12 protein-coding genes are annotated in these 13097 nt (G+C 68.8%); 5 read left to right on the forward strand and 7 right to left on the reverse strand.

Annotated features, from left to right (window positions below):
* Positions 1 to 86: 86 nt before the first annotated feature.
* From IE660_RS11815 to tdh, 5 genes are read right to left on the reverse strand one after another with little or no spacing between them, the layout of a single operon-like run.
* Positions 87 to 791 carry a DUF4336 domain-containing protein gene (locus IE660_RS11815; protein WP_203568552.1) on the reverse strand — a complete coding sequence of 235 codons (705 nt, stop codon included), beginning with the start codon at positions 789 to 791 and terminating at the stop codon, positions 87 to 89.
* Positions 788 to 1549 (reverse strand): DedA family protein, encoded by a 762-nt coding sequence (locus IE660_RS11820; protein WP_407929018.1) that lies wholly within the window; start codon positions 1547 to 1549, stop codon positions 788 to 790. Before IE660_RS11820 ends, IE660_RS11815 begins: the two co-directional genes overlap by 4 nt.
* A gap of 41 nt (positions 1550 to 1590) precedes the next feature.
* Positions 1591 to 2421, reverse strand: coding sequence for a shikimate dehydrogenase family protein (locus IE660_RS11825; protein ID WP_203568553.1), 831 nt, complete (start codon positions 2419 to 2421; stop codon positions 1591 to 1593).
* Complete coding sequence (locus IE660_RS11830; RefSeq protein WP_203568591.1) at positions 2418 to 3611, reverse strand: glycine C-acetyltransferase; 1194 nt, start codon at positions 3609 to 3611, stop codon at positions 2418 to 2420. The genes IE660_RS11825 and IE660_RS11830 overlap by 4 nt, the downstream gene beginning before the upstream one ends.
* A complete protein-coding gene (gene tdh, locus IE660_RS11835; protein WP_203568554.1) occupies positions 3604 to 4686 on the reverse strand; it encodes an L-threonine 3-dehydrogenase in 1083 nt (360 codons plus the stop codon). Before tdh ends, IE660_RS11830 begins: the two co-directional genes overlap by 8 nt.
* A 468-nt stretch (positions 4687 to 5154) precedes the next feature.
* On the opposite strand from tdh, the gene IE660_RS11840 reads away from it, so the two are divergent.
* Genes IE660_RS11840 through tviB form a run of 5 tightly spaced genes read left to right on the forward strand, consistent with a single transcriptional unit; the run spans position 5155 to position 10614 of the window.
* Positions 5155 to 6915: a polysaccharide biosynthesis protein gene (locus IE660_RS11840; RefSeq protein WP_203568555.1), complete on the forward strand. Its 1761-nt coding sequence runs from the start codon at positions 5155 to 5157 to the stop codon at positions 6913 to 6915.
* Positions 6912 to 8069 carry a DegT/DnrJ/EryC1/StrS family aminotransferase gene (locus IE660_RS11845; RefSeq protein WP_203568556.1) on the forward strand — a complete coding sequence of 386 codons (1158 nt, stop codon included), beginning with the start codon at positions 6912 to 6914 and terminating at the stop codon, positions 8067 to 8069. Before IE660_RS11840 ends, IE660_RS11845 begins: the two co-directional genes overlap by 4 nt.
* On the forward strand, positions 8056 to 8688 hold the full coding sequence (locus IE660_RS11850; RefSeq protein ID WP_203568592.1) for a sugar transferase: 633 nt from the start codon (positions 8056 to 8058) through the stop codon (positions 8686 to 8688). The genes IE660_RS11845 and IE660_RS11850 overlap by 14 nt, the downstream gene beginning before the upstream one ends.
* Positions 8681 to 9349 (forward strand): NeuD/PglB/VioB family sugar acetyltransferase, encoded by a 669-nt coding sequence (locus IE660_RS11855; RefSeq protein ID WP_203568557.1) that lies wholly within the window; start codon positions 8681 to 8683, stop codon positions 9347 to 9349. The genes IE660_RS11850 and IE660_RS11855 overlap by 8 nt, the downstream gene beginning before the upstream one ends.
* A 20-nt stretch (positions 9350 to 9369) precedes the next feature.
* Positions 9370 to 10614: a Vi polysaccharide biosynthesis UDP-N-acetylglucosamine C-6 dehydrogenase TviB gene (tviB, locus tag IE660_RS11860; RefSeq protein ID WP_328701942.1), complete on the forward strand. Its 1245-nt coding sequence runs from the start codon at positions 9370 to 9372 to the stop codon at positions 10612 to 10614.
* Between the two features lie 18 nt (positions 10615 to 10632).
* Here the strand turns inward: tviB and IE660_RS11865 are convergent, their stop codons facing one another.
* Together IE660_RS11865 and IE660_RS11870 are read right to left on the reverse strand one after the other, a co-directional pair.
* Positions 10633 to 11778: a glycosyltransferase family 4 protein gene (locus tag IE660_RS11865; protein ID WP_203568559.1), complete on the reverse strand. Its 1146-nt coding sequence runs from the start codon at positions 11776 to 11778 to the stop codon at positions 10633 to 10635.
* 292 nt (positions 11779 to 12070) lie between these two features.
* Positions 12071 to 13097 (reverse strand): polysaccharide pyruvyl transferase family protein (locus IE660_RS11870; RefSeq protein ID WP_203568560.1); only part of this gene is annotated, 1027 nt, incomplete at its 5' end.

Consider the following 13097-nt stretch of genomic DNA (forward strand, 5'->3'; position numbering starts at 1 on the left):
GGCACGACGCGCCCGCTGCGGTGACTGGCCGCGTCCCGAACCCCCGACGGTGTCCCCCACCGTCGGGGGTTCGTCATGTCCGGGTATCAGCCGTCGTCCAGCAACCAGGCGAACGCGTGCCGCACCAGCGCGTGGGCGTCCTCCCGGATGACCGGTCCGTGGGCCAGCACCACGGTGTCGAAGTCCCAACCGAGCACCTGCTCGGCGAAGGCTCGAGCGGCGTCCTTGTCGCGGGTGAGGGCCCTGATGTCGCGCGGCACACCACCGGGCTGGGCGATGCCGCCAAGGTGGACCAGGGCGTTGACCAGAGGGCGTCCGGGGTGGTGGTCGTGGGACTGCAGGATGTCCTCCAGCAGCAGGGTCCGCGAGGGCCGATGGCGGAAGGCCAGCTCGGTGAATCCGGGAGCGCGGTAGCAGGCCTGGTCGAGCTGGCCGGCCCAGTCGGTCGGTGGCTGATCGGTGAGCGTGGTCGCCGGCAGTCGGCGTCGTCCCAGGGTGAACGGACCCATCGGGCTCGACCACAGCCGGGCGTCGGGGAACAGCTGGTGCCAGCGCTCCAGTCGCCAGTGGTGCCGCGGGGTGGGGGCCAGCAGGTGGTGCACCGGACCCAGGGCAGCGACCTCGGTGAGCTGCTCGAAGGTGGCCGCGATCGGTGAACTGATCCACAGACCGCCGTCGTCGAGGCGGGCGATCGACATCCGGGTCGGGTAGGGCACCACCAGCAGGTCGACCGCGACCGGCCCGTCCATCACCCACAGGTCGGCGCCGACGGGTTCGAGGGCAGCAGTCACGACGCGGCGGGCTTCTTGCGCTGGCTCCAGAAGACCTGGGCGAAGATGAACACCAGCAGGCCGATGGCCACCCAGTTGGCGATCTTGGCGTACTGCTTGAGCAGCTCGACCGCGGGCTCCCCCACCGCCCAGCCGAAGGCGAAGTAGCCCAGCAGCCAGACCGTGGAGGCCACGAAGTCGAGCGCCATGAACTTCTTCCAGCTCATGCCCGAGGCGCCGGCCAGCACGAAGATCACCTGCATCAGCGGCAGCGGGATCGGCACGTAGGCCACGAAGATGCCGACCCAGCCCATCTTGTGGGCCCAGCGCTCGGCGCGTTCGTAGTTGCGGGCGGCGCGGGTCGATCGTCCGGCCCAGACCTCGATCATGCCGCGACCCCACAGCTTGCCGGCCCACCAGAACACCCAGTCGAACTTGATGCTCATCAGCGAGCCGAGCACGAACGCCCACGGCCACCAGCTGGGGGCCAAGTTCTGTGACGCCAGCGCACCGGTGGCGGCCGCGCCCGTCCGCGACCCGGTCAGGGCTAACAGCAGCGGCGGGTCGAGTCCGAGCAGCCAGCCGCGCAGCGGCAGCATCGCCAGCCCGAACAGGCCCATGAAGATGATCCAGCCCATGGCCTGCTTGTCGGCCTTGGTGGGCTTGTGCTTCCAGGGCATGCCAGCCTCTTCCCACCACTCCTTGGGGCGGGGCTCGTCCTTGCCCACCGCCTCGGCGGCGGTCGGCATCGGCTCAGGCAGCTCGGTCACGAGGCCCAAGGGTAGCCGCGCAACGCGTCATCCTCACGCCGCGAGGTGCATCAGGTCGACGACGATGACGGGACGACCTGGCCCGTCGAGGCTCCCAGCATGAAGTCGGCCATCAGGTCCTGGACCGCCTCGACCATGTGGCCGCCAGTGGCGGTGCCGCAACCGCGCTGCCGCGCGGCGGCGATGAAGGCGGTCGTCCCGTGGCCGGAGATCACGTCCCCCACGAACGCGTCCGGCGACAGCCTGGTGACGTCGACCGGCAGGGGGTCGCCGTCGTCCATCCCCAGCGGGGTGGCGTTGAAGACCAGGTCGAACCCGGTGGGGTCGGCATCGCCGGCCCGCGCGCGTCCGGTGCCGACACCGGCGAGCAGACCGAGCAGGGTTCCCACGCGGGCATCGTCGGTGTCGTGGACGACCAGCTCACCCACCCCGACCTCGAGCAGCGCGATGGCGATGGCGCTGCCCGCTCCCCCGGCACCGACCAGCAGGGCGCGTCGTCCCTCGATGGTCGCGCCATGGTCGCGTTGGGCCTTGACGAAGGCCAGACCGTCGAGCATGTCGCCGTGCCAGCTGCCGTCGGGGTTGCGGCGGATCACGCTGACCACCTCGAGCAGCCGTGCGGTCTCGGTGCTGGTGGAGCAGTGGGCGAACGCCGCCTGCTTGTGCGGCATGGTGACCAGCAGGCCGTCCACGTTGGGCATGGCCGCCAGCGCGGCCATCGCCTGGTCGAGGGTGCCTTCCGGCACCTGCAGCGGAACGCAGACACCGTTGTGACCCCGACTCGCGAAGGTGGCGGTTAGCCACACCGGCGACTCCACGAACCTGATCGGGTCGCCGATGATCGGGTAGACCCGCGAGGCCCCGTTGACTGGACTCGTCATGCGGTCAGGATACGCGCCCTCTCGAAGGCCTCGACCGCCTTCTCAAGGTCTGCCCGGGAGTGGCCGGCCGACATCTGGGTGCGGATCCGGGCCTGCCCTCGCGGCACCACCGGGAAGCTGAAGGCCCGCACGTAGACCCCTTCGCCCAGGATCAGGTCGGCCATCCGGGCTGCCTTGGCGGCATCACCGACCATCACCGGGACGATCGCGTGGTCGCTCTCGGGGATCTCGAAGCCGCGGAAGGTCATCTCAGCGCGGAACCACGCGGTGTTGTCGTTGAGCGTGTCGAGCAGGTCGCTCGAGGTGGCCAGCAGGTCGAGCGCGGCGATGGCCGAGGCGGTGATCGCCGGTGCCAGCGAGTTCGAGAACAGGTAGGGACGAGACCGCTGCCGCAGCATCTCGACGATCTCGGCGCGAGCGCTGGTGTAGCCACCCGAGGCGCCGCCCAGGGCCTTGCCCAAGGTGCCGGTGATGATGTCGACCCGGTCCTGCACGCCGAAGCGCTCCGGGGTGCCGGCGCCGGTGGGTCCGACGAAACCGACGGCGTGGGAGTCGTCGACCATGACGAGGGCGTCGTGCTCGTCGGCCAGGGTGCAGATGTCGTCGAGCGGGGCGACGTAGCCGTCCATCGAGAAGACGCCGTCGGTGGCGATCACCCGGTAGCGGGCGTCCTTGGCTGCGACCAACTGGTCGCGCAGGTCGTCCATGTCACGGTTCCGGTAGCGGTGCCGGGCGGCCTTGCTCAGCCGCACACCGTCGATGATCGAGGCGTGGTTGAGCTCGTCGGAGATGATCGCGTCCTCGGCACCGCACAGCACCTCGAACAACCCGCCGTTGGCGTCGAAGCACGACGAGTAGAGGATCGTGTCTCGGTGCTGGGCGCCCTCGCCGTAGAGGAAGCCGGTCAGACGCTGCTCGAGTTGCTGGTGCAGGGTCTGGGTGCCGCAGATGAAGCGCACCGAGGCCATGCCGAAGCCCCACTGGTCGAGCGCCTGCTTGGCAGCGTCGATCAGCACCGGCGAGTTGGCCAGGCCGAGGTAGTTGTTGGCGCACAGGTTGATCGCCTCGGCGGGGAAACCGTCGGCGCCGACGCCGATGTGGGCGGCCTGGGCGGTGGTCAGCGGCGCCTCGTCCTTGTAGAGCCCGTCGGCGCGCAGTTGGTCGAGTTGGGCGCGCAGGTCGTCACGCAGGCGGTCGTTCATGTCGTCGTCCTCTCGTTGCTGGGGGTGGGGGTGGCCAGTCGTCCCAGCTCATGACCACCTTGCCGGAGCCGCCGGACGCGGCGGCGGCGAAGGCGGCCTCGTGCTCGGTGTGGCTGAACCGGTCGGTGATCACCCCGGAGATGTCCAGGCCCGACTGCAGCAGCACGCTCATCGCGTACCAGGTCTCGAAGATCTCGCGGCCGTAGACGCCGCGGATGGTGAGCATCGAGAAGACCACCTTGGCCAGGTCGAGGCTGATCTCCTGGCTGGGGATGCCGAGCATGGCGATCTTGCCGCCATGGGTCATGTTGGCGATCATCTCGCGCAGTGCCGGGCCGGCGCCGCTCATCTCCAGGCCGATGTCGAAGCCCTCGCGCAGGTTGAGGTGGTCCCAGACGTCCTTGACCCGTTCGCGGGCCACGTTGATGGTGGTGTCGATGCCCAGGCTGGTGGCCAGGGCCAGCCGCTCGTCCGACAGGTCGGTGATCACGACGTGGCGGGCGCCGGCGTGCTTGGCGACCAGGGCGGCCATGATGCCGATCGGGCCGGCGCCGGAGACCAGCACGTCCTCACCGAGGCAGTTGAACTGCAGGGCGGTGTGCACCGCGTTGCCGAACGGGTCGAAGATCGCGGCGACATCGGGATCGACGTCGTGGCGGTGTACCCAGACGTTGCCGGCGGGCACCGCGATGTACTCGGCGAAGGCGCCGTCGATCTGGACGCCGATGCCGCGGGTCTTGATGCACAGGTGGCGGTTGCCCGCCAAGCAGGCGCGGCAGCGTCCGCAGACGTAGTGGCCCTCGACCGAGACGAACATGCCGACCTCGAGGTCTTCGACGGCTGCCCCCACCTCGACGATGTCACCGCACAGTTCGTGGCCGACGATCAGCGGGGTGGTGATGTTGGCCTGGGCCCAGCCGTCCCAGTTGGCGATGTGCAGGTCGGTTCCGCAGATGCCGGTGCGGCGCACCTTGATCAGCACGTCGGTGGGACGCACGGTCGGCATCGGCACCTCGACCAGCTCGAGTCCGGGCTCGGGACGAGTCTTGACCAACGCCTTCACGACCACTCCTCAGTGAGTTCCTGCTGCGACCCCGCACCACAGCCGGGTGCGACTTCCGCGGCCCATCTTGGGCCACCGGGGTCGGGCACGCGAAGAATCGCACCACGGCAGCGCGCACTCGCTCACACCGGGGTGGCGGATCGCCGTGCCCCTGCCCACCGGGCTGCTCCGCCCCACCCACCCGCGACTCCATCCCGCCGCCCGGGCGGCCGACCGCGTGACACGTCACCGCGGCACAGCATCAGCTCTTCCGCAATGCGCTTCAGCCAGCCTTCAGAAATTGCCTCGGACGACAATCTGATTGCGTTACCACTTTGCACCTGGGTGAATCTTGGGTGGAGACTCCGCCCTCCTTTGGGGGACCTGTGCCCGCAATGTGAACCCCGGATTCGGCAATGGCGCACCAGCTTCGTACGATGAAGCGTCGATCGGTTGACGCCAGCCGATATTCGAGCCGGGGGGCACCGCGTGAGGGCATTCGTTGGCAAGGACGTGCGCGTCCAGCGCGCCCTGTTGGCCGCCTGGGACCTGGGCGCCTGGTTCATCGCCACGCTGGCTCTTGCCGCTGCCCGCTACGACTTCAGCCTGAACGCCGTCCAGTGGCAGGCCGCGCTGGCCTACGTGCTCCTGGTGAGCGTGGCCCAGCTGGTGGGGGCCTGGTGGATGAAGCTCTACCGCGGCCACTCCCGGATCGGCTCCTTCGAAGAGGCCTCGGCGCTGGCGGTGTTGGCGATCGTCATCGGCTTCAGCATCGGCACCGCGTTCATCGCGGTCGTCCCCGACTTCCCGCGCGGCATCGCCCTCACCGTTCCCATGGGCGCATTGACGGTGATGGCGGCGGGTCGCTTCGTCGCCCGCGCCTATTTGACCCGGGCCAGCCGCCGCAAGGCCAGTGCCTCCGACGAGCGCGTGCTCATCTACGGCGCCGGGAATGCCGGGCGCCAGCTCGGACGACTCCTCGTCGGCGATCCCGACGCCCCCTACTCGGTGGTCGGCTACATCGACGACGACCCGTTCAACCGCCACCTGCACCTCACCGCCGGCCGGGTGATCGGGCGCCGCGGCGACCTCGTCCGGTTGGCCGAACTCCATGACGTCAAGACCGTGATCCTCGCCATTCCCAGCGCGCCGACGAGTTTCCTGCGCGACCTGGTGGACGAGCTGGAGGGTTCGGGCCTGAAGCTGCTGGTGCTGCCCTCGGTGCGCGAGATGGTGGGTGGTCGGGTGAGCCTGGGTCACCTGCACGAGGTGGACGTGGCCGACCTGCTGGGTCGTGGCCAGGTCGACACCGACCTCACCCAGGTCTCGCAGTACCTCAACGGCAGGGTGGTGCTGATCACCGGCGCCGGCGGGTCGATCGGCTCCGAGCTGGCCCGCCAGGTGCACCGGCTGGGTCCCTCGAAGCTGGTGCTGCTCGACCGGGACGAGTCGGGCCTGCACGCGGTGCAGTTGTCGATCTACGGTCAGGGTCTGCTCGACACCCGCGACATGGTGCTGTGCGACATCCGCGATGCCGAGAGCGTGCGCCGGGTCTTCGGTGAGCATCGTCCCGAGGTGGTCTTCCACGCGGCCGCGCTCAAGCACCTGCCGATGCTCGAGATGTACCCCGAGGAGGGGTTCAAGACCAACGTGCTGGGCACCCTCAACGTGCTCGAGGCCGCCCGCCAGTACGGGGTGCGCCACGTGGTGAACATCTCCACCGACAAGGCCGCCGACCCGACCAGCGTGCTGGGCAAGACCAAGCGGACCGCCGAGGAGCTCACCGCCTGGTTCGCCGAGCAGGGCGCCGGCGGCTACCTGTCGGTGCGGTTCGGCAACGTGCTGGGCTCGCGCGGCTCGGTGCTGCACGCCTTCCGCGCCCAGATCGAGGCGGGTGGCCCGGTGACGGTGGTGCACCCTGAGATCACCCGCTACTTCATGACCATCCCCGAGGCCTGCCAGCTGGTCATCCAGGCCGGCGCCATCGGCGAGCCCGGTGCCGTGTGCGTGCTCGACATGGGCGAGCCGGTGAAGATCCTCGACGTCGCCCAGCGGCTGATCCGCCAGTCGGGCAAGGACGTCGAGATCGTCTTCACCGGGCTGCGCCACGGCGAGAAGCTGCACGAGGTGCTGTTCAGCTCCGAGGAGCGGGCCGAACGCGTCGGCCACCCCTTGATCAGCCAGGTATCCGTCCAGCCCTTGGCACCGGACTCGGTCGAGGGACGCGTGCTGGCACGCTCGATCGCATGAGCGGACGGATCTACCTCTCGTCGCCCGACGTGGGCGAGGCCGAGGAGGCCGCGCTGGTGCGTGCCATCCGCTCTGGCTGGGTCGCCCCGCTGGGGCCCGAGGTCGACGCCTTCGAGGACGAGCTGGCCCAGCTCAGCGGTCGTGAGCACGCGGTCGCGCTGAGTTCGGGCACCGCTGCCCTGCACCTGGGGCTCCTGACGCTCGGGGTCGGGCCCGGCGACCTGGTGCTGACCGCGTCGATGACCTTCGCCGCCACCGCCAACGCGATCACCTACACCGGTGCGCAGCCGGTGTTCGTCGACAGTGATGAGTCCGGCAACCTCAACCCCGACCTGCTCGAGCACGCCTTGGCCGACCTGGCCGCCCAGGGTCGCCGGGTGGCGGCACTGGTTCCGGTGGACCTGCTGGGCAAGGTGGCCGACCACGCCCGGATCGGCGAGCTGGCCGACCGGCACGGCGTGCCGGTGCTCTCAGATGCGGCCGAGTCACTGGGCGCGACCCGCGACGGTCGGTCGTCGGGGGCGTTCGGACGCGCTGCCGCCGTGTCGTTCAACGGCAACAAGATCATCACCACCTCGGGCGGCGGTGCGCTGCTCACCGACGACGAGGCGCTGGCCACCCGGGTGCGCCACCTGGCCACCCAGGCCCGCCAGCCGGTGGTGCACTACGAACACACCGAGGTCGGCTACAACTACCGGCTGTCGAACCTGCTGGCCGCCTTGGGACGAGCGCAGCTGGCCCGGCTGGACGAGATGATCGCGCGCCGTCGTGAGCACCGCCGCCGCTACGCCGAGTTGTTCGCCGACGTCCCCGGCGTGACGATTTTCGGGGAGCCGTCACAGGACGAGTCCACCGGCACCCGCGACAACGTGTGGCTCACCTCGGTGCTGGTCGACCCCGGGGTCGCCCCGTTCACCGCCGAACAGCTGCGGCTGGCGCTGGCCGAGCACGACATCGAGGCCCGTCCGCTGTGGAAGCCGATGCACCTGCAGCCGGTGTTCGCCGGCGCCCCGTCTTGCGTTGATGGCACCAGCGAGCGTCTGTTCCGCACCGGGGTGTCGCTGCCCAGCGGGTCGGCGCTCACCGACGCCCAGGTCGAGCGGGTCCACGAGGTACTCACGAACTTCCTGGCAGGTGCCCGTGCCAGCGTCTGAACGCGACGACGCGGTCAAGCGCGCCCTGGACGTCGCCGTGAGCGCCGTCGGTCTGGTCGTCACCCTGCCGGTGCAACTGGCCATCGCCGTCGCGCTCTGGGCGGTGCAGGGACGCCCGGTGCTGTTCCGCCAGCCCAGGCCCGGCCTGCACGGTGAGGTCTTCGAGCTGGTGAAGTTCCGCACGATGCGCGAACCCGACGCCACTTACGTCACGGACGCCGAGCGACTGACCCGGGTCGGCCGGTTCCTGCGCTCGACCAGCCTGGACGAGCTGCCGACCCTGTGGAATGTACTCAGGGGCGAGATGAGTCTGGTGGGGCCACGGCCGCTGCTGGTGGAGTACCTGCCCCGCTACAGCCCCGAGCAGGCGCGCCGGCACGACGTGCGGCCGGGGGTCACCGGGTTGGCGCAGGTCTCGGGGCGCAACGGCTTGAGCTGGGACGAGAAGCTCGCTCTCGATGTGCAGTACGTCGACCGGAGGAGCCTCGGCCTCGATCTGTCGATCCTGCTGCGCACCGTGGCGGCGGTGGCGAGCCGTCGAGGTATCACTCAGGACGGGCACGCCACGATGCAGCCGTTCCAAGGCTCCGGGGCACGAACGGTGGCCGACCATGACTGAGCGGGTGGTGGTGATCGGCGCCTCGGGCTTCGGCCGCGAGTGCCTGGACGCGCTCGAAGCGATGATGGCCGCCGGCGAACGGCTCGAGGTGCTGGGAGTGGTCGACGACAGTCCGTCGGCAGTGAATCTGCGCCGGCTGGCCGAGCGTGACATCCCCTACCTTGGCACCCGCGCCGACTGGCTGGAGAGTGGGACTGACCGCGCCTCGTACGTCGTCGGGATCGGCAACCCCGCGGTGCGTCGCCAGCTGGTGGACGAGTTGGACGCAGCCGGGCTGAGGCCGTTCACCGCCGTGCACCCGTCCGCGACCTTTGGCGCCCGGACGACCCTGGCCGAAGGCGTTGTGGTGTGCGCAGGGGCGGCGATCTCGACCAACGTGCGGCTGGGCCGCCACGTGCACGTGAACCCGAACGTCACGATCGGCCACGACGCCGAGCTGGGCGACTTCGTCTCGGTCAACCCCGCCGCGGTGATCTCGGGTGAGGTCGTGGTTGGCGAGGGCACCTTGGTCGGCGCTGCCGCCACGGTGCTGCAGAATCTGACGGTGGGTGAGCGGGTGGTCGTCGGAGCCGGCGCCGTGGTCACGAGGAACGTGCCACCGGTTGTGGTGGTGAAGGGCGTCCCCGGACGCTGGAGTGAGGAACCTGAATGCAGCGAGTAAATGACGCCCGGATCGCCATCGTGGGTCTCGGCTACGTCGGCCTGCCGTTGGCGGTGGAGTTCGCCAAGCAGTTTGATGTCGTCGGCTTCGACATCAAACCACGGCGGGTGGACGAACTGCGTCAGGGTCACGACCGAACCCTGGAGGTCTCGGACGAGGAACTTGCCCAGGCGGACCGGCTGAGCTTCACCACGGATCCCAGCGACATCGCGGACGCCACGGTCTACATCGTCACGACACCGACACCGATCGACGAGCACAAGCGCCCGGACCTCTCCCCCGTCCTCTCAGCCACCCGGACGATCGCTAGCGTGCTCAAGCCCGGTGACGTGGTCGTCTACGAGTCGACGGTCTACCCGGGCGCCACCGAAGAGGACTGCGTCCCGGTCCTCGAAGAGTTGTCTGGCCTCACGCTCAACGAGGACTTCTACGTCGGCTACAGCCCGGAGCGGATCAACCCCGGCGACAAGGAGCACCGGGTCAGCACGATCGTCAAGGTCACCTCGGGCTCCACGCCGGAGGCCGCCGACTTCGTGGACGAGTTGTATGCCCGCATCATCACGGCCGGCACGCACAAGGCCCCCAGCATCAAGGTGGCAGAGGCCGCGAAGGTCATCGAGAACACCCAACGCGACGTGAACATCGCCCTCATCAATGAACTGGCGATCCTCTTCAACAAGCTCGGAATTGACACCGAAGAGGTCCTGCTGGCCGCGGGATCGAAGTGGAACTTCCTCCCCTTCCGCCCAGGCCTTGTCGGTGGACACTGCATCGGCGTTGATCCCTACTACCTCACCCACAAGGCCCAATCGGTCGGCTACCACCCGGAGATCATCTTGGCCGGACGCCGCCTCAATGACTCCATGGGCGGATACGTGGCCTCGCAGCTCGTGAAGGGGATGACGAAGAAGGGCATCACAGTGCGCGGCGCACGTGCGCTGATCATGGGCCTGACATTCAAGGAGAACACCCCGGACCTCCGTAACACTCGTGTGGTCGACATCATCACCGAGCTCGAGGAGTACGGCATCACCGTCGACGTCCACGACCCGTGGGCGGGCGCCTCTGAGGCAAAGGAGCACTTCGGACTGGACTTGGTGGACGTACCGTCACCGGGAACCTATGACGCCATTATCATTGCCGTGGCGCACGGCGAGTATCGAGACTCGGACCCCGACGTCGTCCACAACTTGGGGCGACCCGAGCACGTCGTGTTCGATCTCAAGCACGTGCTTCCGGCGGGAACAGCGGACATGCGGCTCTGAGCATCCGCAGGCGTCAAGTCAAGCCGTCGGGGCCGCGCGACGATAGAGCGCGACCGTCTGGTCGACCACATGCTCCAGCGTGTACGTGCTCAGAAAGCGTTCGCGGCCCCGGCGCGCTAGGTCAGCACGAAGTTCCGGGTCCGCAGCGAGTTCTAGTAAGGCCGTGGCGAGGGAATCCGCATCGCCTCGGGGGGTCAGTCGTCCCGCCTCCCCGTCAGCCAACACCTCGCGGATGGCCGGTATGTCGCTAGCCACAATCGGCGTACCGACGGCCATCGCCTCTATGAGCACGGAGCCTAAACCCTCGTAGTGCGATGGGAAGACGAAGATGTCTGAGGCGGCCACGAGGTCGGCCACATCCTCGCGGTAGCCCAGCATCCGTACGGCCTCGCCTGTCCCCGTCTCCTCGATCGCGGCACGAAGGTCAGCCGTGGCATTCCCCTCACGACCAGCCACGAGCAGGGTTGCGTCGGGTCGGTCGGCGAGCACCCGGGCGAAGGCGCGGACCAGAAGGGCTTGTGCCTTTGGAGGCTCTTGGCGCGCAGCATTCACGAAGACTAAGCGGCTCGGTTCAAGACCGAGGCCGGCGCGTACGCGGGACCGCCGCTCCTCGCTGCGTTCCCCCAGAGCAGCCGCGGAGCGGCCCCGTGGGACGATCGTGATGCGGTCTCTCCGAACGCCCAAGACGTTTTGGGCTTCCAGGGCCACAGACCCGGTGAGCGCATGGACGTGGGTCACCCGTGAGATTGTCAGCCGGTCCACCGCCCACACGGCTCGACGCTTCAGTGGGGCGGCACCCAGTTCCTGGACGCGGACTCGTGCGTAGTTGGTGCTGACGAGGCTGTTGACGAGCCCGATGCCGCGGGGTGTCGCGAGGCGGCTTAGCAAGCACGAGTCGAACAGGGTGGCGTGGACCACGTCAGGTGCCCGCCAGCGAATCATGTCCCTCAGCTCGGAAGCTTGAGCCAAGCGGCTGCCCGGCCGGAGGACGGTCACGGGAGTCCCCTCCCTCCGGACCAGATTGGCTAGTGGCCCTGACCGCGCGCGCAGGCAGACCACGCTGGACTCGATGCCGCGACGCTGCAATTCAGGAAGCTGTAATCGAAGGGCGTGTTCGGCACCTCCGCCGAAGCCGAGGGAGTCAATGACGTGGAGGATACGCACCCCGCAATTCTGGCAGGGTCCGACAAGGGCGTGGAACCAGCCTTGTTCGGGGAGAGGCCCCAAGGCGCGAGCGATTGCCGCGGAGCCGTCGGGACTACCGACCTGACCGGATGGTTCGCTGGAGGCGTTGGAGTGCTGCCCCTCGACGGGACTCGGCTAGCCTGGCGACCTCCTCTTGCACCACCGGTATAGCTCGGTAAAGCGTCTTGTCGCGACTGGGGCTCGACTCTGGCGCCTCGGTAGATGGAGTGGCCCCACCCTGCTAGAGATCACCCGACACTGGTCCGCGCTCTCAGTGGCGGGCTCTGAGCAGCTCCGTGAGCCGCTCGCTCACTGGTGCAAGGCGGGTGGCTGTGGAGGCCACGGCGCTGCGGATGCGCTCCCGAGTCGCGGCGGGGTGCGCCAACACCTGGTCCACGAGGCCGGGCGCGCGATCGACATCATCGATGGGAACCACCCACTCGGAGGGAAGCCCCACGGACGCGTACACACCCTCCGCCTTGAGAGGAGTGACCGAGACGGCAATCGCCGGCGTCCCTGCCACTAACGCGAAGATGGCCGAGTGGAGCCGGCAGGCGACCGTCAGGACCGAGCCCGCGTAGAGGGCCACCAGTTCCTCGGGCGAAAGGTCGGCGCCCGCGAGCCGGGCGCCGGGCCCGATCAAGGCCACGAGATCGCGGCTGTCGCGGTCGTCCCCGGCCTGATTGATGACGAGGACCGTCTCCACCTCGGGGCGAGCCAGGAGCGCATCGGCGGTGCGGTGCAGGGCTGCGAGGTCGTGGTCACGCCGGTCCCCGCGATTCTTGAGTTGGACGGTCATAGTCGCGAACCCACCGCGGCGGACGCCCGTTCGTAGGCAGACCTCCGCGACGGCCCTGTCGTTCGGGGGAGCCATTCCCAGAACGATATCGGGCACCTCGACCACAGCGGCTTCGCTGGCTCCCAAGTGACGTGCGGCGGCTGCTGACAAGGGGTCGCGGGGGAAGACAAGCTCCATCCGAGAGAGCAGCCAGCGGTTCAGCCACCTAGACCCCCGGTGCTCCTGCGGGCTGATGCTGGTGGGGAACGCGGCGACGGGCACACCCACACGGTGGGCGAACACAAGCGGGAAGACCGTAGACCACATGGACAACAGGTCCCTTGCGCTCTTGCGATCGACGAACACGTAGCCGCCTTTGCTGACCACGACCGCGCTGCGCTTGACCTCGCGAAGCGCTTCGGGCAGACTCCTTGCTCCTGGGCGGGCCAGAAAGTAAAGAGACTTCAACGTTTGCCTCGCCCCACGAAAAGGACCCGGTCGGGCCGCCAGCGGGGCGGGG

Origin of the sequence: Aestuariimicrobium ganziense (assembly GCF_015352975.1) — a bacterium.
GTDB classification, from domain to species: Bacteria; Actinomycetota; Actinomycetes; order Propionibacteriales; family Propionibacteriaceae; genus Aestuariimicrobium; species Aestuariimicrobium ganziense.